Annotated in this window: 17 protein-coding genes; 15 read left to right on the forward strand and 2 right to left on the reverse strand. The window is 73.0% G+C overall.

Features of this window, described 5'->3' with window-relative positions:
- Window positions 1-489 precede the first annotated feature (489 nt).
- The 8 genes from D0D28_RS32685 (at window position 490) to purH (ending at window position 9,635) form a co-directional block, all read left to right on the forward strand.
- The gene (locus tag D0D28_RS32685) at window positions 490-1,260 is read left to right on the forward strand and encodes a hypothetical protein (RefSeq protein WP_116114967.1); all 771 of its coding nucleotides are present in this window, start codon (window positions 490-492) and stop codon (window positions 1,258-1,260) included.
- Window positions 1,261-1,376: 116 nt separating this feature from the next.
- Window positions 1,377-2,621 (forward strand): hypothetical protein, encoded by a 1,245-nt coding sequence (locus D0D28_RS37430; RefSeq protein WP_116114968.1) that lies wholly within the window; start codon window positions 1,377-1,379, stop codon window positions 2,619-2,621.
- Between the two features lie 155 nt (window positions 2,622-2,776).
- On the forward strand, window positions 2,777-3,946 hold the full coding sequence (sucC, locus tag D0D28_RS32695) for an ADP-forming succinate--CoA ligase subunit beta (protein WP_094003988.1): 1,170 nt from the start codon (window positions 2,777-2,779) through the stop codon (window positions 3,944-3,946).
- Window positions 3,947-3,951: 5 nt separating this feature from the next.
- On the forward strand, window positions 3,952-4,842 hold the full coding sequence (gene sucD, locus D0D28_RS32700; RefSeq protein WP_091504942.1) for a succinate--CoA ligase subunit alpha: 891 nt from the start codon (window positions 3,952-3,954) through the stop codon (window positions 4,840-4,842).
- A gap of 198 nt (window positions 4,843-5,040) precedes the next feature.
- Entirely contained in the window at window positions 5,041-5,766 is a 726-nt protein-coding gene (locus D0D28_RS32705) for a DUF5336 domain-containing protein (protein ID WP_094003989.1), read from the forward strand.
- A gap of 201 nt (window positions 5,767-5,967) precedes the next feature.
- Complete coding sequence (locus D0D28_RS32710) at window positions 5,968-7,341, forward strand: cell division protein PerM (RefSeq protein WP_116114969.1); 1,374 nt, start codon at window positions 5,968-5,970, stop codon at window positions 7,339-7,341.
- A gap of 120 nt (window positions 7,342-7,461) precedes the next feature.
- Window positions 7,462-8,079 (forward strand): phosphoribosylglycinamide formyltransferase, encoded by a 618-nt coding sequence (purN, locus tag D0D28_RS32715; protein ID WP_094004037.1) that lies wholly within the window; start codon window positions 7,462-7,464, stop codon window positions 8,077-8,079.
- Complete coding sequence (purH, locus tag D0D28_RS32720; RefSeq protein WP_116114971.1) at window positions 8,076-9,635, forward strand: bifunctional phosphoribosylaminoimidazolecarboxamide formyltransferase/IMP cyclohydrolase; 1,560 nt, start codon at window positions 8,076-8,078, stop codon at window positions 9,633-9,635. Before purN ends, purH begins: the two co-directional genes overlap by 4 nt.
- Before the next feature lie 94 nt (window positions 9,636-9,729).
- On the opposite strand, the gene D0D28_RS32725 is transcribed toward purH, so the two are convergent.
- Window positions 9,730-10,647 (reverse strand): aldo/keto reductase, encoded by a 918-nt coding sequence (locus D0D28_RS32725; RefSeq protein WP_094003992.1) that lies wholly within the window; start codon window positions 10,645-10,647, stop codon window positions 9,730-9,732.
- A gap of 84 nt (window positions 10,648-10,731) precedes the next feature.
- Here D0D28_RS32725 and D0D28_RS32730 point away from each other — a divergent pair, with 84 nt between their 5' ends.
- The 7 genes from D0D28_RS32730 to D0D28_RS32755 all read left to right on the forward strand — a co-directional run bounded on the left by D0D28_RS32730 (window position 10,732) and on the right by D0D28_RS32755 (window position 18,542).
- The gene (locus D0D28_RS32730; RefSeq protein WP_116114973.1) at window positions 10,732-11,298 is read left to right on the forward strand and encodes a TetR/AcrR family transcriptional regulator; all 567 of its coding nucleotides are present in this window, start codon (window positions 10,732-10,734) and stop codon (window positions 11,296-11,298) included.
- Between the two features lie 113 nt (window positions 11,299-11,411).
- Window positions 11,412-12,092: a hypothetical protein gene (locus tag D0D28_RS32735; RefSeq protein WP_094003994.1), complete on the forward strand. Its 681-nt coding sequence runs from the start codon at window positions 11,412-11,414 to the stop codon at window positions 12,090-12,092.
- A gap of 328 nt (window positions 12,093-12,420) precedes the next feature.
- Window positions 12,421-13,983 carry a DNA polymerase Y family protein gene (locus tag D0D28_RS32740; RefSeq protein ID WP_116114975.1) on the forward strand — a complete coding sequence of 521 codons (1,563 nt, stop codon included), beginning with the start codon at window positions 12,421-12,423 and terminating at the stop codon, window positions 13,981-13,983.
- Window positions 13,983-14,111: a hypothetical protein gene (locus D0D28_RS37435; RefSeq protein ID WP_255407833.1), complete on the forward strand. Its 129-nt coding sequence runs from the start codon at window positions 13,983-13,985 to the stop codon at window positions 14,109-14,111. The genes D0D28_RS32740 and D0D28_RS37435 overlap by 1 nt, the downstream gene beginning before the upstream one ends.
- A complete protein-coding gene (locus D0D28_RS32745) occupies window positions 14,111-17,437 on the forward strand; it encodes an error-prone DNA polymerase (RefSeq protein ID WP_116114977.1) in 3,327 nt (1,108 codons plus the stop codon). Before D0D28_RS37435 ends, D0D28_RS32745 begins: the two co-directional genes overlap by 1 nt.
- Window positions 17,434-17,901, forward strand: coding sequence for an NUDIX hydrolase (locus D0D28_RS32750; protein WP_116114978.1), 468 nt, complete (start codon window positions 17,434-17,436; stop codon window positions 17,899-17,901). Before D0D28_RS32745 ends, D0D28_RS32750 begins: the two co-directional genes overlap by 4 nt.
- A 56-nt stretch (window positions 17,902-17,957) precedes the next feature.
- On the forward strand, window positions 17,958-18,542 hold the full coding sequence (locus D0D28_RS32755; protein ID WP_116114980.1) for a pentapeptide repeat-containing protein: 585 nt from the start codon (window positions 17,958-17,960) through the stop codon (window positions 18,540-18,542).
- Window positions 18,543-18,704: 162 nt separating this feature from the next.
- Here the strand turns inward: D0D28_RS32755 and D0D28_RS32760 are convergent.
- On the reverse strand, window positions 18,705-19,149 hold a 445-nt coding region (locus D0D28_RS32760), incomplete at its 5' end, for a TNT domain-containing protein (protein WP_240323441.1).

The following is a 19,149-nucleotide window of genomic DNA, read 5'->3' on the forward strand; positions in this document are numbered from 1 at the left end:
GTATCGAGCCAAGTCGAGGCCTTCCGTTACTCGGGGGGTCAGACAGCGGGCGCCGGGCGGGGGATCCCGGTGGGCAACCGATTCGGGGGTTTGGCTGCCCGTCGCCCACATCGTGACCTGACCGTGATGGGGACCGGGGGACAGTAACGAAGGGATGTGGTCGCGGGCAAGAACCGGCCGCCGTCTGGGCCGAACGTGGGGCGTGGGCCGACCGTCCAACAGCAGCGATGACACTGGGTAGAAGGGATATTCCGCCGTTGGTGTGACGTGCGACACGGTTTGTTATTTCGTGGGGCTCCGGGGGCAACCTGGGAGGCTTGCTAGCGTCGGCGCCGGTGTCGGTAGCGAGACCGCGCGGGCCCGCGATCGCCGGTGAGGCGGTGGCGCCGGGCGCTGGTGTCAGACACAGGCTGCGGCGTGCCCGCGGCTCTCGGACGCCGAGGCCGGCCGTCCCGACCGCTCCTCCGACCCTCGACAACGTGAGATCACATGGACACTGACACCACCGGCGGCGCGGCCGCCGCGCGGCTCGACGCCATCCCCGACACGGTCACCGCGGGCCGGTCCCCGTCAGTTCCGGCCTACGTGGTGGGTGCGGTCTCGGCCGTCCTGCTCGCCGGGGGTGCCGTCGTGCCCGTGGTGAACGGTGTGGCGCGCGGTTTCAACAGCGTGCCGCTGCTGGTGGTGCTGGCCGTGGCGCCGATGGTCGTGGTCGCGGTGCTCGCCCTGAAGGGACGCCACCAGACCGCGGCCGGCGTGCTGGCCGCGGTGGCGGCCCTCGCCCCGGGACGGCTGGTGCTCGACTTGATCCTGCTGACGGACCCGGTCCGCGCGGCGCGCCCGGAGCTGTTCCGGCTGCACTCGCTGGCCGACCCCGGCACGGCGCCCGGCCTGTGGCTCCTGCTGGCCGGCCACGCCACGGCGATCGCCGCAGGGGTGATGGCAACACGAGCCGCCGCCCCGAAGGCGGACACCCCGTGGACCCCAAGCACCTCCGCAGCCGCCCGAGCGGCTGCGGAGGCGTCGGCCGTGAAACAGTTGCCAGCCACACCACCGCCAGGCGGGGCGTCCAGCGAGTCCGTGCCCAGTGGCACCCCACAGGAGGGCGCCACCGCTGATCGCGGTGATGTCGGCAGCCACCCCGGTGCTTCCGCCGATGGCGCGGAGCATCCCAGTGCCGCCGATAAGGACGGGACTGCATCCACGGCCGCGAGTGTTTCTCCGGCAAGGACGTCCAGGCCCACCTCCTCGGGGCAGTAGGCGATGCCGGCACCCTCGGAGCCAACTCCGCATCTGGCGACGGCCCCACCTCCACCGACCCCGCCGCCGCCTGGCCCGAGGCGGCTGAAGTCAGCCGTGCGGGCCTCCTCTTCGGGATGTTCGCCGCGGTTGTCTCCGCGGTGGGCGTCATGATGGCGCCCTTCACCTCCAACGACGCCTTCCTGCCGGCCGGCAGCGCCTTCGAGAGCCCGGGCCTCGTCCTCGCGGGGAGTCTTCTGCTCGCCTTCGCGTTGCCCGTCGCCACCGTGTTGCTCGCCGGGTCGGGCAGTGCCGTCGCCCGGGGCGGGTTGCTCGGGCTCGGCGTCAGCGCCGCCGTCCTCGGGTTGCCGAACCTCGTCTCGGGGCTCAGCCTGCCCGGCGTGCGGCTCGCGGCGGGGCCGATCCTCGTGCTCGTCGGGGCGGCCGGCCTGGTCGCCGCCGCGTTCCTGCCCACCGCCACCACCCCGGACGCCGCCCAGGACGACGAGGCCGGCGAGATCACGCTGCCCGGCATCCGCCGCCTGCGCATCGTCACCGGCGCCCTCGCGGTGCTCACCTCGGCCGCCGCGATCGCCGGCGCCCTCACGCCTCAGGTGGTCATCACCGAGACCCTCGACGGCCCGCAGAGCCCGTCCCGCTCGGCGCTGCTCGTCGCCGGGCTGCTGGTCGGCGTCCTCGGCCTCGTGATGTTCACCGCGGGCCCCTCCGCCTACGCCCGGCCCGCCCTCTCGGTCGCCTGGGTCACCGTCCCCCTCGCCGGCACCGCCGTCCTGACCATGGCCGTCACCGCCACCGAGTTCGGCGCCGGCCTCACCCCGGGGCCGGGCGTCCTCTGGACCGCGCTCGCCGTCGTCGGCTCGGCCATCACCGCCTGCTGCTCCGTCGTCGCCGGCATGGTCGAACGGGACGAGACCACCGACCCGGCCACCGCCTTCGGGGAGGGCCCCGCCGTGCCGGGCGCCGACCTGCTCACCCCGCTCGTCGCCGCCGGGATACTCGCCATCGGCGCCTTCGGCACCCCGTCGATCCTCGCGCCGGACTACGTCGAACCCGCCCTCTGGTCCAGCTTCGGCACGCCCTCCTGGGGCCTGCTGGTCGCACTCCTCACCGTCCTCGGCGCGTGCGTCCTCGCCCCGCGCTGCCGCCCGGCCCGCGCCGCGGCACTGCTCGCGGGCGCCGCCTGCGTCGCCGAGCGGCGGGCCGCGGAGCTGCCGCTCGTCGGCGACGAGATCACCGGCGCCCACGCCGGGCTGGGCTGGTGGCTCGCGCTGGGCTGCGCCCTCGCGCTCGTCATCGCCGCCGTCCTGGCCGCGCGTGGCTCGATTCACACCCCGAAAACACGCTCTGGATCCATACGGTGACCGAGTTCACCGGATGCGCTGCCCCGAGCCAAAGCCCAGGTCGCTAGGGTCGTCTCCGTCCGGCAGCATGGTTTGCAACAAGCACCCGCCTGCGGATCGCCCCTCGCGAGACGACCGGTGACTCAGGCGGTGTGTGTCGTCAGGAGACTGGAGTAGTGGACCTCTACGAATACCAGGCGAAGGACCTCTTCGCCGCCCACGGCGTGCCGGTACTGCCCGGCGCCGTAGCGAGCACCCCGGAAGAAGCCCAGGCCGCCGCCGAGAAGATCGGTGGACAGGTCGTCGTCAAGGCCCAGGTCAAGACGGGCGGCCGCGGCAAGGCCGGCGGCGTGAAGCTCGCCAACGACCCGGCCGAGGCCAAGGAGAAGGCCGAAGCCATCCTCGGCCTCGACATCAAGGGCCACATCACGCGCCGCGTGCTGGTGACCGAGGCGTCCGACATCGCGGAGGAGTACTACTTCTCCTTCCTGCTGGACCGCGCCAACCGCACCTTCCTCGCCATGGCCTCCGCCGAGGGCGGCATGGAGATCGAGCAGCTGGCCGTGGAGCGGCCCGAGGCGCTCGCCAAGGTGCCGGTCGACGCGATCGCCGGGGTCGACAAGGCCAAGGCGCTGGAGATCCTGACCCAGGGCAACTTCCCCGAGGTCATCCGCGACCAGGCGGCCGACGTGGTCGTCAAGCTGTGGGAGACCTTCGTGGCCGAGGACGCCACCCTGGTCGAGGTCAACCCGCTGGTCCGCGACCCGCAGGACAAGATCGTCGCCCTCGACGGCAAGGTCACCCTGGACGAGAACGCCTCCTTCCGGCAGCCGAAGCAGGAGGAGCTCGTCGACAAGCAGGCCGAGGACCCGCTGGAGGCCAAGGCCAAGGCGAAGGACCTCAACTACGTCAAGCTCGACGGCGAGGTCGGCATCATCGGCAACGGCGCGGGCCTGGTCATGTCCACCCTGGACGTCGTCGCCTACGCCGGTGAGAAGCACGGCGGCGTCAAGCCCGCCAACTTCCTCGACATCGGCGGCGGCGCCTCCGCCGAGGTCATGGCCGCCGGCCTGGACGTCATCCTGAACGACCCGGCCGTCAAGTCGGTGTTCGTCAACGTCTTCGGTGGCATCACCGCGTGCGACGCGGTCGCGACCGGCATCGTCGAGGCCCTCAAGATCCTGGGCGACGAGGCCACCAAGCCGCTCGTGGTCCGCCTCGACGGCAACAACGTCGAGGAAGGCCGCCGGATCCTCGACGAGGCCAACCACCCGCTGGTCACGCAGGTGGACACCATGGACAACGCAGCGGACAAGGCTGCCGAGCTGGCCGCGGCAGGAGCGTAAGAGACATGTCGATCTTCCTCGATTCCAGCAGCAAGATCATCGTTCAGGGCATCACCGGGTCCGAGGGCACCAAGCACGCGACCAAGATGCTGCAGGCCGGCTCGAACATCGTCGGCGGCGTGAACGCCCGCAAGGCCGGCCAGACGGTCACCATCGCCGGCAAGGACCTCACCGTGTTCGGCACGGTCGAGGAGGCCATGAAGGAGACCGGCGCCGACGTGTCGGTCATCTTCGTGCCGCCGAAGTTCGCCAAGGACGCCGTGATCGAGGCCATCGACGCCGAGATCCCGCTCGCCGTGGTGATCACCGAGGGCATCCCGGTGCACGACTCGGCCTACTTCTGGGCCCACGCCGTCGCCAAGGGCAACAAGACCCGCATCATCGGCCCGAACTGCCCCGGCGTCATCTCGCCCGGCAAGTCGAACGCCGGCATCATCCCGGCCAACATCACCGGCCCGGGCAAGATCGGCCTGGTGTCCAAGTCGGGCACGCTGACCTACCAGATGATGTACGAGCTGCGCGACATCGGCTTCTCGACGGCCGTCGGCATCGGTGGCGACCCGATCATCGGCACCACCCACATCGACGCTCTGGAGGCCTTCCAGGCCGACCCGGAGACCGAGGTCATCGTCATGATCGGTGAGATCGGTGGCGACGCCGAGGAGCGGGCCGCGGCCTACATCAAGGAGAACGTGACCAAGCCGGTCGTCGGCTACGTCGCGGGCTTCACCGCCCCCGAGGGCAAGACGATGGGGCACGCGGGCGCGATCGTGTCCGGCTCGGCCGGCACCGCGCAGGCGAAGAAGGAGGCCCTCGAGGCCGCGGGCGTGAAGGTCGGCAAGACGCCGTCCGAGACCGCCGCGCTCGCCCGGGAGCTGTACGAGAACCTGCACTGACCGCCCAGCGGTCCACATCCCGGCCGGGCACCGTTCGCGGTGCCCGGCCGGGGTGCTTTCCGGCACCGGAAATTCGACGCAACCGTTTGACGCCCCGGCACGTCGGATAGCCGGATGGGGTGGCCGGGAACCCCGGGGCGCGGTGAACCGTTCCCGGATCGGCACCCCGGTTCGGGCGAAGACAGGAGAGCAAGCGCGATGACGTTCCCCAGTGGTGGACCGGGATACCCGCAGCAGGGCGGCGGTGGCCAGCCCCCGGGGACCGGCGGGTTCCCCCAGCAGCAGCCCCCGGCGCCACAGTCGGGGCCGAGCCTGTCGCCGGCGAACCTGAGCATGATCCTGACCCTGTTCATCGCCCTGCTGGGCCTGGTGAACTACTTCATCGGGTTTTCCGAGGAGGCGCAGGGCGCCGACCAGCCGGTGCTGTTCCTGCTCGTCGGTGGTCTGCTCGCCGGTCTCGCGGTGCTGCCGAAGGCGCCGCGGACGCTCCCGTTCGCGGTGCTGTTCAGCGTGCTCGGCGCGCTGACCGCGATCCTGGTGGTCGTGCACATCCCGGAGCAGGCGGAGACGCCGGGCATCTACACGGTGATCCTGATCCTGGGCATCCTGCAGATGCTGGTCGCGATCGCGGCGCTGCTGTTCGACGCGGGTGTGCTGAAGATGCCGCAGCCGCAGCAGCCGCAGTACGGCCAGCCCTACGGGCAGCCGGGGCAGTTCGGCCAGCCGGGCCAGCCCGGTCAGGGCCACGGTGAGCAGAAGGCCGGCCCGTCGGGCACGCAGTACGGCCCGCCGGTGACGCCGCCCCAGCAGCAGTCGACGGTCTACGCCCCGCAGCAGGGGCAGTTCTACAACCCCGCGGCCAAGCCCGAGGGCCAGCAGGGCCAGCACCCCGGCACCCCGCCCGGCGGCAGCCCGCAGAGCTGAGCCGGTTTCGGAAGGCGCCTCTTCCCGGTGTGGGGAGGGGCGTTTTCTGTTGCCGGACTCTCCGAACCACGCGCCCGCCGGGAGGGCGTCCAGCGCCAGCGCAACCCACCCTCCACATTTCCCTTTTGTGGCTTAACCCGCATGAGGGAGGAACGGCGTGGCTCACCCGGTCGGCGCAGTGAGGGTGCGAGGGTGCGAGGCATGCAGGTGCTCACCTCGTACGGCCGGTCCGGGGAAGGGGTGACTGACCCGGAACACCCGGGCGAGCGCTCTCCGGTGGCCCGGGCGAGGGTGTTCGCCGCGGCGGTGCTTGGTCCCATCGTCACCGGGTACGTCGTGGTCGCCGCCCTGTTCGGGCTGGTCACGGCCATGGCGTCGGTCGCCGAGTTCTCCGTCGGCGGTGTGCTGCGCGCGGCCGATCCGGGCTGGCTCGCCGCCTACCAGGTGCCCCTGACGATCGCTGGGCGGCCGCTGGGCGTGCTGCCGCTGCTGGCGACCATCGGCGCCTGCGCCCTGGTCGCCCGGTCGGCGGCCAACGCCACCCAGCGCCTCGGCTACCGCGAACCCGGCGCCACCGTGCCGCTCATCGCCGCGGTGGCCAGCGCCCACGCCCTCGCCGGGCTGGGCATCGCCCTCTTCGGCGACAACGCGGGCGTCCGCGTGGAGCCGCTGTCCGCGTTCGCCGTGCCCGCGGTCCTCGCGGGTGCCGCGGCCGCGGCGGGGGCCGCGTCCCGGTCCGGTGTCGCGGCCGCCATCAAGGACTACCTCGACCCGCTCGCGGTGCGCGGCCTGCGTGCCGGTGCGCTGGGCCTGGCCGGGCTGCTCGCGGCCGGCGCGCTCGTGCACACCGTCGGCCTGGTCCTCGCCTCCGGCACGATCCGCGAGCTGTTCGCCGACAACGCGCCCGGGTTCGGCAGCGGCGCCGGAATGCTGCTGCTGTCGCTGGGTTACCTGCCCAACGCGGTGGTCGGCGGCCTGGCCTTCGTCACCGGACCGGGCTTCTCGATCGGCTCGTTCTCGCTCACCGCGTTCTCCTTCACCGGCGGTCCGGTGCCGGGCCTGCCGGTGCTCGCCGGCGTCCCCGAGCACGCGGCGCCCTGGTGGCCGGTCCTGATGCTGTTGCCGGCCGCGGTCGGCGCGCTGCTCGGCTGGACGCTGCGGCACGCCGACGAGAACCCGCTCGCCCGGCTGCGGATCGTCGGCATCGCGGGCGCGCTCGTCGGGTTCGGTTGTGTGTTGCTCGGCACGCTCGCCGGCGGCCGGCTGGGCGGTGGCGCGTTCGACCCGGTGACCATCCCGGTCGGACTCACCTCGGTCGCCGCGTTCGGCTGGATCGCCGTGCCCGGCGGTCTCGTCGCCTGGTTCGCCGGCCCGCGGGTGCGCCCGGAGCCGGCGGAACCCGAGGCAGAGCCGGAAATCGAGGCCGAGATCGAGAACCTCGACGCCGAGCTGGAGGAGCTGGAGGCCGAGGCCGAAGAGCCGTCCGAAGAGGAGCCGGACGAGGAGCCCGCGGACGAGCCGGACGACGACGAGGAGCCCCCGCCCACCGACGAGAAGCCGGAACAGCCCAGCTAGCCCGTCCGTCTCCCACCACCGCCCTCAACGGAGCCGCTCCGCGGCGCAGCATAGACTCGGCACGGACGTTTGGCACGGACGTTTGGCACGGGCGAAGGAGAGGCGTTGAACTCCAGCCGGTTGGACCTGCCCGTCCCGGTCAAGCTGGTGGTGCTCGCCTCCGGATCGGGCACGCTGCTGCAGTCGCTCCTGGACGCGACCCAGCGCATCGACTTCCCGGCGAAGGTCGTCGCCGTGGGCACGGACCGGTCGGGTGCCGAGGCACTGGCCCGCGCCGAGCGCGCCGGCGTGCCGCACTTCACGGTCCGCCTGAGCGACCACCCGGACCGCGACGCCTGGGACAAGGCCCTCACCGAGGCGGTCGCCGCCTACGAGCCCGATCTGGTGGTGTCGGCGGGTTTCCTGAAGATCCTGGGGACGAACTTCCTCACGCGCTTCCCGAACCGCGTGATCAACACCCACCCGGCCCTGCTGCCGTCGTTCCCCGGGATGCACTCCGTGGCCGACGCGCTGGAGCTGGGCGTCAAGCTGACCGGCTGCACGGTGCACTTCGTGGACGCCGGGGTCGACACGGGCCCGATCATCGCCCAGGAGGCGGTGGTGGTGGAGCCGGACGACGACGAGGACAGGCTGCACGAGCGCATCAAGGTCGTGGAACGACGGCTGCTCGTGGACGTGGTGGAACGACTCGGCCGGGCCGGTGCCACGGTCGAGGGACGGAAGGTGAGGTTGCGGTGACGGTGGAGGGTCGGCGTCCGGTCAAGCGCGCCCTGATCGGCGTTTCGGACAAGACGGGCCTGCTGGAACTTGGCACCGCGCTGCACGCGGCCGGTGTGGAGATCGTCTCCACCGGCGGCACGGCCAAGGCGCTCGCCGACGCCGGGGTGCCGGTCACGCCGGTCGAGCAGGTCACCGGTTTCCCGGAGTCCTTCGACGGCCGGGTCAAGACGCTGCACCCGCGGGTGCACGCCGGCCTGCTGGCCGACCGCGACCGCGCCGAGCACGTCGAGCAGCTGCGTGAGCTGGACATCGCGCCGTTCGACCTGCTGGTGGTCAACCTCTACCCGTTCCGCGAGACCGTCGCCTCCGGCGCGAGCCCCGAGGACTGCGTGGAGAACATCGACATCGGCGGCCCGGCGATGGTCCGCGCCGCGGCGAAGAACCACAACAACGTGGCCGTCGTGGTCGACCCGGCCCGCTACGGGTGGGTGCTGGAGCAGGTCCGCGCGGGCGGTTTCGAGCTGGCCGACCGCAAGCGCCTCGCGGCCCAGGCCTACGCCCACACCGCGAGCTACGACATGGCGGTCGCGTCGTGGTTCGCCAACGCCTACGCCCCGGCGGACGACTCCGGTTTCCCCGACTTCACCGGCGGCACCTGGGAGCGCGGCGAGGTGCTGCGCTACGGCGAGAACCCGCATCAGCGCGCCGCGGTGTACCGGCACTGGCGCTCCGGCCTGGCCCACGCCGAGCAGCTGCACGGCAAGGCCATGTCGTACAACAACTACGTCGACACCGACGCCGCCCGCCGCGCCGCCTACGACTTCGAGGCCCCCGCGGTCGCGATCATCAAGCACGCCAACCCGTGCGGCATCGCGGTCGGCGTCGACATCGCCGAGGCGCACCGCAAGGCGCACGCGTGCGACCCGGTGTCGGCCTACGGCGGTGTGATCGCGGCGAACCGGCCGATCACCCGCGAGGCCGCCGAGCAGATCGCCGAGGTGTTCACCGAGGTCGTGCTCGCGCCGGACTTCGAGGACGAGGCGCTGGACGTGCTCAAGCGCAAGAAGAACGTGCGCCTGCTGAAGCTGCCCGCGCTCGCCGACGCGGACCCGATCGAGTTCCGCCCGATCTCCGGCGGCATGCTCGTGCAGACCGTCGACCGGATCGACGCGCCCGGCGACTCGCCGGAGAACTGGACCCTGGCCACCGGCGAGGCCGCCGACGCCCACACGCTCGCGGACCTGGAGTTCGCGTGGCGGGCGATCCGCGCGGTGAAGTCGAACGCGATCCTGCTGGCCAGCGGTGGCGCGACGGTCGGCGTCGGCATGGGCCAGGTCAACCGCGTCGATTCGTCCCGGCTGGCTGTGCAGCGCGCCGGTGACCGGGTCAAGGGCTCGGTGGCCGCGTCCGACGCGTTCTTCCCGTTCCCGGACGGGCTGCAGGTGCTGATCGACGCCGGTGTCCGCGCGGTCGTCCAGCCGGGTGGTTCGGTGCGGGACGCCGAGGTGATCGCTGCGGCCGAGGAGGCCGGCGTGACGCTGTACCTGACGGGCACGCGCCACTTCGCCCACTGACGTCTCAGAGCGGGGTGGCGGTCCCGGTGATCGTCACCCGCCGCGGCTCGGTGAGCGGACGACCTGGGTCATCCCCCGATTTGTGCCGCGCCGCTCAGCCGAGCGGGATGTCGCCGGAGCGGGACTCGACCGCGTCCAGCGCGGCCATGGCCGTTCCGTCCAGCTCGATCGTGCCCGCGGCGACGTTGGCTTCGAGGTGCGCCGGATTCGCGGTGCCCGGGATCAGCAACACGTTCGGCGCGTGGTGCAGCAGCCAGGCGAGGCCGACCTGGGCGGGGGTGCGGCCGAGGGCCTCCGCGGCCGCGGTGACGGCCGGCTCGTCGGTCACCTTCGGCATGCCGGGGAAGGCGCCGCCGAGCGGGAAGAACGGGACCCAGGCGATCTGCTCGGCGAGGCAGAGCCGCAGCAGCTCCTCGTCCCCGCGCGCGACCAGGCTGTAGGAGTTCTGGACGCAGACGATCCCGGCGGGCAGGGCCCGGCGCAGACCGTCCGGGGTGACCGCGCTCAGGCCGATCGCGCCGATCTTGCCCTCGTCCCGCATCGCGATCATCACCGCGAGCTGGTCGTCGAGGTCGACGATCTGGTCACCCTCGGCGCGCAGCCCCGGCCCGGTGTCCAGGCGGCGCAGGTTCACCACCGGGATCCGGTCGACGCCGAGGGACTTGAGGTTGTCCTCGACGCTCGCCCGCAGCTGCTCGGGCCGCTGAGCGGGACGCAGCGGGATCCGGCCGCCCGGGTCGGGGTCGGCGCCGACCTTGCTGACGATCATCACGCCGTCTTCGGGGCGGAACGCGTCCCGGATGACCTCGTTGACGAACCCGTCGCCGTAGAACTGGGCGGTGTCGACGTGGTCGACGCCGAGCTCCACCACCCGGCGCAGCAGGGCGATCGCGGCGTCGCGGTCGGTGTGCAGTCGCTCCAGCTGCATCGCGCCGAACCCGATGCGGGACACCGTGCGGCCGGCGAGCGTCCCGGCCCCTCCGGCGCGCGGAGGCGTGCTGTTCGTGATCATGGGAGTCCTTCCACGCGAAGGTAGGATAAGCGGAGTGGCCTCCGTTTCATCGACTGTAGCACTTTTACCGGAGGTGCCTCCGCTTTGAGTTCCGGGAAGAAGCCCCGCGCCCCGCGGGCCGATGCGCTGCGCAACCGGGACAAGCTCGTCGAGGTCGCGCGGGCCGCCTTCGCGGCCGGTGACGCGTCGCTCGAAGGGATCGCCCGCGAGGCCGGTGTCGGCATCGGCACGCTGTACCGCCACTTCCCGACCCGGGAGGCCCTGGTGGAGGCCGTGTACGCCGCCGAACTCGACGACGTCACCGGCAGTGCCGCCGTCCTGTTGGCGGAGCTCCCGCCGGATGAGGCGATGCGTGCCTGGATGGGGCGCTACGCCGCCTTCGTCGCGACGAAACGCGGCATGGTCGAGACGCTGCGCGCCGGCTGGGCCTCGGGGCGGATCGCCACGCCGGTCACGCGGGAGCGCATCACCGCGGCGATCGCCACGATCCTGGCCGCCGGGGCCGACGCCGGATCGCTCCGCGGCGACGTCGCTGCCGAGGACGTCACCGCGCTGCTGCTGGGGGTCTTCCTGAGCACCGCGGCCAGCGAGACCCCGGAGCAGGTCGACCGGCTTCTCGGTCTCGTGATGGACGCGCTGCATTCGTCTTGACATCGCACAGGTGTTCGAGGCAAACTAAGCGAGTCGAACAGGAGTTCGAACAGTCGCCGGCTTCCCCACGGTGACGTCAGCAGGGTCTTGCAGGCGCGTCGTGGGGAGGTGGCATGTCGGTCGCGGCACTGGCAGCGCTGCCCGGGGTGAGCACGGCCAGCGGGGTGGCCGCCGAGGCGGAGCACGCCCAGCTGACCGGGCGCGTGCTGCCGGTGCGGCCGGAGTTGCGCCGTCTGCTGCCGTCGGCGGGCCTGCGCCGGGGGAGCACGATCGCGGTGCGCGGATCGGTGTCGTTGCTCCTCGCGCTGCTGGCCGAGGCGACGGCGACCGGATCGTGGGCCGCGGCGGTGGGGATGCCGGACCTCGGTCTGGTGGCCGCTGCGGAACTCGGGGTCGAGGTGAGCCGGCTCGCGCTGGTGCCGCGGCCCGGGGCCGAGTTCGCCGCGGTCGCCGGTGCGCTGCTGGACGGGATGGACGTGGTGGCGGTCGCCGCTCGGGGCGCGGCGCCGCAGGAGGTACGGCGCCTTTCGGCGCGGGCACGGCATCGGGGCGCCGTGCTGCTCTCCCTCGGGCCGTGGCCCGGCGCCGAGGTGGAGCTCAACTGCGTGGCCGGTCGCTGGACCGGCCTCGAAGGCGGGCACGGGTACCTGCGTGAGCGGCGGGTCCGTGTCCAGGGTGCCGGCCGGGGCGCGGCGACGCGGCCCCGGCGGGCGGATCTGCTGCTGCCGGGGTCTGCGGGGGCCCCGGCAGCAGCACCCGAGCCGGTGCTGGAACTGGCCCGGGAGGTGAGCTGATGCGCGGCGATTCTTCGGGCGCCGCGGAGCGGTGCGGGATTGCTTCGGCGACGGGCGCGGGGAAGCGAGTTCGCCCGGGGTGCGGGCTGAGCCGCGGGAGGTGCGCCGGGCGGCGAGTCCCACGCTCGGGCGCGCGAGTCCTGCACTCCGGCGGGCGAGTCCTGCACTCCGGCGGGCGAGTTCCACGCTCGGGCGCGCGAGTTCCACGCTCGGGCGCGCGAGTCCTGCACTCGCCGATGCTGGCATCGGCGTGGGGTGTCCCGGCGCGGCCGGGACACCCCACCGGCGCGCGGAGCACCGTATGTCCACAGTAGACAAACCGCCGCGCATGCTGGTGCTCTGGGTGCCGGACTGGCCCGCCGTCGCCGCGTGTCTGGCCGAGGGCACGCCCCTCCACCTGCCCGCCGCGGTGTTCCACGCCAACCGGGTCGTCGCGTGCACCGCGATCGCCCGTGCCGCCGGCATCCGGCGCGGCATGCGCCGCCGGGACGCGCAGTCCCGCTGTCCCGAACTCCAGGTCTTCGGCCCGGACGAGGACCGCGACGCGCGTCTCTTCGAGCCCGTCGCGGCCGCCGTGGAGGAGCTGGTCGTCGGGGTCGAGGTGGTCCGACCCGGCCTGGTCGCGGTGCCCGCCGCCGGCGCGTCCGGCTACTTCGGCGGCGAGCTGCGCCTCGCGGAACTGCTCGCCGAACACGTCTCCCACCAAGTGGAGTGCCAGATCGGCATCGCGGACGGGCTGTTCGCCGCGACACTGGCCGCCCACCGGTCCCGCATCGTCGACCGCGACACCGCCGCCGAGTTCCTCGCGCCCCTGCCGGTCGGCGAACTCGACCAGCCGGACTCCGACCGCGCCGAACTGGTGGACCTGTTGCGCCGCCTGGGTTTGCGCACGCTCGGCGCGTTCGCGAAGCTCGCCGAACGGGACGTCGCCGCGCGGTTCGGCCGCGCGGGCCTGGTCGCGCACCGGCTGGCGCGCGGCCTGGACGAACGGCCCCCGCACCGGCGCCGCCCGCCACCCGAACTCACCGTCACCAAGACCTTCGACCCGCCGCTGGACCGCGTGGACGCCGCGGCGTTCATGGCGCGCACGCTCGCCGAGCGGTTCCACGGCGGCCTCGCCCGGCACGGCCTGGCCTGCACCCGCCTGGGCATCTACGCCACCACCGAGCACGGCGAGGAACTGAGCCGCGTGTGGCGGTGCGCCGAACCGCTGACGCCGCAGGGCATCGCGGACCGGGTGCGCTGGCAGTTCGAGGGCTGGCTGCGCGCCGCGCCGGACGAGCGCCCCACCGCCGGGGTGGAGCGGCTGCGGCTGGCGCCCGAGGAGACCGTCGACGGGCATTCGCTGCAGCTGGGCCTGTGGCAGGACGGCATCCACGGCCTGGCCGACGAGCGCGCGGAAAAGGCCGGCCGCGCGCTGGTGCGGGTCCAGGGCCTGCTCGGCCCGGACAGCGTCTTCACGGCAGTGCTCGACGGTGGCCGCGGCCCGGCCGAACGCGTCCGGCTGGTGCCGTGGGGCGACCCGCGGACACCGCACAGCCCGCCGGACGTGCCGTGGCCGGGACGGCTGCCCGCGCCGTCCCCGGCCACGGTCTACGAGAAGCCGCTGCCCGCGCGTGTCCTCGACGCGTCGGGCGCGGAGGTGCACGTCACCCGGCGCCGGGAGCTGTCCGCGGCACCGCACCGGGTTTCGGTGGGAGACGGCCCGCCGCGGGAGGTCCTGGACTGGGCCGGCCCGTGGCTGGTCGACGCGCACTGGTGGACACCGGGTGGTGACGGGGTGCGCACCCGGGTGCAGGCCGTGCTGGCCGGGGAACCGGAAACGGCGGTGCTGCTGACGAGAGTGGGCGGAACGAGTCCGCAATGGACAGTGGAGGGAGTGTACGACTGATGGACGACGAGTACTTCCGGGACCTGCAGCACTGGCTGGCCCTGCCGCGCAAGGTGGTCGAGTCGCTCGAGCCCGAGGACGAGCAGATGCTGCTGCCCATCCCGGTGCCGCGACGCCCGGTGGACTGATGGCCTTCCACAACCCGCCGGTCAGCTGGGAGGAGCTGGAACGCAGGCTGTCCGGCAAACCGGCCGCGGGCGACGGCGGGGACAGCCCCGCGTGGAGCCGGAAGCGGGAGGGCTACGTCCGGCCCAGCACCGTCGCGCCCCCGCGCGGGGACGACCACGCGGGCGGGCGGCGCCGGGTGCCCTACGCCGAGCTGCACTGCCACTCCAACTTCAGCTTCCTGGACGGCGCGAGCCACCCCGAGGAGCTGGTCGAGGAGGCGTCGCGGCTGGGGCTCGACGCGATCGCGCTCACCGACCACGACGGCATGTACGGGGTGGTGAGGTTCGCCGACGCGGCACGCGAACTGGGCGTGCACACGGTGTTCGGCACCGAGCTGAGCTTCGGCCTGTCCGCTCCGCAGAACGGCGTCGCCGACCCGGAGGGCGAGCACCTGCTGCTGCTCGCCAAGCAGCAGGACGGTTACGCCGCCCTGTGCCGGGCGATCACCGCCGGCCAGCTGGCCGGGCACGACCACGCCACGTCGACCGACCGGGCGGAGAAGGGCCGCCCGGTCTACGACCTGGACGCCGTCGCGAACGAGGTCGCCGGCAACGTCGTCGCGCTCACCGGGTGCCGCAAGGGCGCGGTCCGGCGGGCGCTGGCCCGCGGCGGCCCGGAGGCGGCCGGGCGGGAACTGCGGCGGCTCCGCGACCGGTTCGAGTCGGTGTACGTCGAGCTGACCGACCACGGCTACCCCGAGGACGGGGTGCACAACGACGTTCTCGCCGCGCTGGCCGCCGAGCAGGGCCTGCCGACCGTCGCCACCACCGCCGCCCACTACGCCACCCCGGACCGGGGACGGCTGGCCGGCGCGATGGCCGCGATCCGCGCCCGCCGCGGCCTGGACGACATGGCCGGCTGGCTGCCCGCGTCCGGCACGGCGTTCCTGCGGTCCGGCGAGGAGATGGCGCGGCGGTTCGCCCGCTACCCCGGCGCGGTGCAGCGGGCCGCGCTGCTCGGCCTGGAGTGCGCCTTCGACCTGAAGCTGGTCGCGCCCGAGCTGCCGCCCTACGACGTCCCCGCCGGCTACACCGAGGCGTCCTTCCTGCGCGAGGAGGTCTACCGCGGGGCCGCGCACCGCTACGGCAACGACCCGGACGCCCTGCGGCAGATCGAGCACGAGCTGCGGATCATCGAGCAGCTGAACTTCCCCGGCTACTTCCTCATCGTGTGGGACATCGTCGAGTTCTGCCGCCGCAACGACATCCTGTGCCAGGGCCGCGGATCCGCGGCGAACTCCGCGGTCTGCTACGCGCTGGGCATCACCAAGGTCGACTCGGTGCGCTGGAAGCTGCTGTTCGAACGCTTCCTCGCGCCGGACCGGGACGGTTACCCGGACATCGACCTGGACATCGAGTCCGACCGCCGCGAGGAGGTGATCCAGTACGTCTACCGCAAGTACGGGCGCACGCGCACCGCGCAGGTGGCGAACGTGATCACCTACCGCGCCAAGTCCGCGATCCGCGACGCGGCACGGGCCTTCGGCTACTCGCCCGGCCAGCAGGACGCGTGGAGCAAGCAGATCGACCGCTGGGGCCCGTTGCACGACACCAAGGACGACACCGATCACGACATCCCGCTACCGGTGCTGCAGGTGGCCGCCGCACTGGAGGACTTCCCGCGGCACCTGGGCATCCACTCCGGCGGGATGGTGATCTGCCACCAGCCGGTGAGCGAGGTGTGCCCGATCGAATGGGCGCGCATGGCCGACCGCAGCGTGCTGCAGTGGGAGAAGGACGACTGCGCCTCGGTGGGGCTGGTCAAGTTCGACCTGCTCGGCCTGGGCATGCTCTCCGCCCTGCACTACATGCTGGACCTGGTGCGCGAGTTCGAGGGCATCGAAATCGATCTGTCCAAACTGGACCTGGAGGACGCCGAGGTCTACGAGATGCTGCAGCGCGCGGACGCGATCGGCGTGTTCCAGGTGGAGAGCCGGGCGCAGATGGCGACCCTGCCGCGGCTGAAGCCGGAGAAGTTCTACGACCTGGCGATCGAGGTCGCGTTGATCCGGCCGGGCCCGATCCAGGGCGGCTCGGTGCACCCCTACATCCGGCGGGCCACCGGTCGCGAGGACTGGGCACACGACCACCCGCTGCTGGCGAACGCGCTGGACAAGACGCTGGGGGTGCCGTTGTTCCAGGAGCAGATGATGCAGATCGCGCTGGACGTCGCGAACTTCACCGCCGCGGAGGCCGACGAGCTGCGGCACGCGATGGGGTCGAAGCGGTCCACGCGGAAGATGGAACGGCTGCGGGAACGGTTCTACGCGGGCGCCCGGCGCAACGGCCTCGACGACGAGCTGATCGCGCGGATCTTCCACAAGCTGATGGCGTTCGCGAACTTCGGCTTCCCGGAGAGCCACGCGCTGAGCTTCGCCTACCTCGTGTTCGCCAGCGCGTACTTCAAGCGCTACCACCCGGCGGCGTTCTGCGCGGCGCTGCTGCGGGCGCAGCCGATGGGGTTCTACTCGCCGCAGTCGCTGGTCGCCGACGCCCGGCGGCACGGCATCACCGTGCACGGCCCGGACATCAACGCGAGCCTGCCGCACGCCACGCTCGAACGCGGTGACGAGGGCCTGGCGGTGCGGATCGGATTGGCGACCGTGCGGATGATCGGGCAGAAGCTCGCCGAGGAGATCGTCGCGGAACGGCAGCGGGGCGGCGCGTTCACCGACATGGCGGACCTGGCGCGGCGCGTGCGGCTGACCACGCCGCAGATCGAGGCGCTGGCCACGGCGGGCGCGTTCGGCCGGTTCGGCGAGATCGCCGGCGACCGGCGGCGCGCGTTGTGGGCGGCCGGGGCGGTGGCGCAGGAGCGGCCGGAGAAGCTGCCGGTCACGCTGGCCGGGGCGCACGCGCCGACGCTGCCCGGGATGGACGAGATCGACGAGGCGGTCGCCGACGTGTGGGCCACCGGGTTGTCGCCGGACAGCTTCCCGACGCAGTTCATCCGCGAGCGGCTGGACGCGCTGGGCGTGGTGCCGGCCGGAAAACTGGTGGACGTCGAGGACGGCGCCCGGGTACTGATCGGAGGGGCGGTGACGCACCGGCAGCGCCCGGCGACCGCGGGCGGGGTCACGTTCCTCAACATCGAGGACGAGACGGGCATGGTCAACGTCGTGTGCTCGGCCGGGTTGTGGCGCCGCTACCACCGGGTGGCGCGGGGCAGCGCGGCGATGCTGATCCGCGGGGTGATCGAGCGGGCGGACGGGGTGGTGAGCGTGCGCGCGGACCGGCTGCAGCACCTGTCGATGCGGGTGCCGTCGAAGTCGCGGGACTTCCGGTGAACGACCTGCCGATCACCGACGCGCGGGGGAACACGCTGGTCAGCCTGCGGTTCGGGGTCGCGACGGATCCCGCGGTGCCGATGCCGCTCGCCCTGGTGGTCGTCGAGGTGGACGACCGGGTGCTGCTGGTGTTCGACCGGCGGCGCGGGCAGTGGGAGCTGCCCGGCGGGATGATCGAACCGGGGGAGACGTCGCACCAGGCCGCGATGCGGGAACTGGCCGAGGAGACCGGGATCGTGGTCAGCGGCCTGCGGTTCGCCGCCGTGGCCAGGTTCGTGCTGCGCGACCCGCTGCGGCGCGAGTACGCCGCCGTCTACCGGACGGGTTTCGCGACCGAGCCGGCGGTGGCGCCCCAGGAGGACGAGGTCTCGGCGATCGCCTGGTGGCATCCCGGCACGCCCCTGCTGCGGGACCAGGGCCTGCCGGTCGCCGAGATCGCGCGGCGGGTCACCGGGTTGCGTTGAGGGGCGGGCCGCCGCGGTTTCCTCGGCCCGTGTGGCGGGTGTGATTAGCTCGCCGGATGGAGATCGCCGAGGACTACCGGGACGCCGTTCTGCCGGGGAGCACGTGGGAGAAGCGGCAGTTCAGCCGGTGCGATTTCAGCGGCGCGGACCTGCGCCGGCTGGTCACGCAGGGCTGCACCTTCGACGAGTGCGACTTCTCGGGCGCGGACCTGGGGGAGTCTCGGCACCAGGCTTCGGCGTTCCGGTCGTGCGTCTTCGACCGGACGGTGCTGGCGGACAGTTCGTGGAGCGGGTGCTCGTTGCTCGGATCGTCCTTCGTGGACGGTGGGTTGCGCGGGATGTCCGTGCGGGACAGCGATTTCTCGCTGGCGAACTTCAGCCGGGCGAACCTGCGGCGCCGGGCGCTGTCCGGGTTGCGGTTCCGGGAGGCCAGTTTCGTGGACGCGAACCTGTCCGAGGCCGACCTGCGGAACAGCGACTTTCGCGGCGCCCGCTTGACGGGCGCCGACCTGACCGGCGCCGACCTGCGCGGCGCCGAGCTCGACGCGAACGGCCTGGTGCAGGCGAAGCTGCGCGGGGCACGGGTGGATCTGGAAACGGCGGTCACCTTCGCCGCGGCGCACGGTTTGGTGATCGACTGACACTCGCGCGGCTGGTGCACGGCCCGCCGCCGGGGCGCGGTCACGGCGCCCCGGCGGGAGTGGCGTGCGCGCCACGGTCGCGGCAGGCCGCCGGGCGCGGTCACCTCGCCGGGCTCGGCAGGCGCCACCCCGAGCGGCAAGGTGCCCGTCCCGCGCGAGCGGCTAGTCGATCGGCGGTTCGCCCGGGTCCAGCTCGATCAGGTCGCCCGAGGCGAGCAGGTCCTCGATCGACGCGGGCAGCAGGTACGCCGCGCCGCCGCCGGGCTGGTTGAACCACGGGATCGCGACCCCGGCCAGCGCCTCGATCGGCCGCTGCACCCGGTACACGTGGTACGGCCGGTTCACCCACTCGGGCACCAGCGAACGCTCCTCGAACGGGGTCCCGGCCGCGTAGGTCAGGTTGCCGTTCGGGCCGCCGAAGCGGTCCAGCTCGCTGCCGGCGGGCAGTTCGCGCATCTCCTTGCCGCGGAACAGGGTCAGCGGCGGCTCACCGGGCAGCGGCTGGATCGGCCACTGCTGGTTGCCGCCCCCGGACGCGGCCGACGCCGTGGCCACCGCGGGGGCGGGCGCCGCCGGTTCGACCCGTCGCGGCGGCGGTTCCCGTCGC

This window comes from Amycolatopsis ruanii, assembly GCF_003385175.1.
GTDB lineage: Bacteria > Actinomycetota > Actinomycetes > Mycobacteriales > Pseudonocardiaceae > Amycolatopsis_E > Amycolatopsis_E thermalba.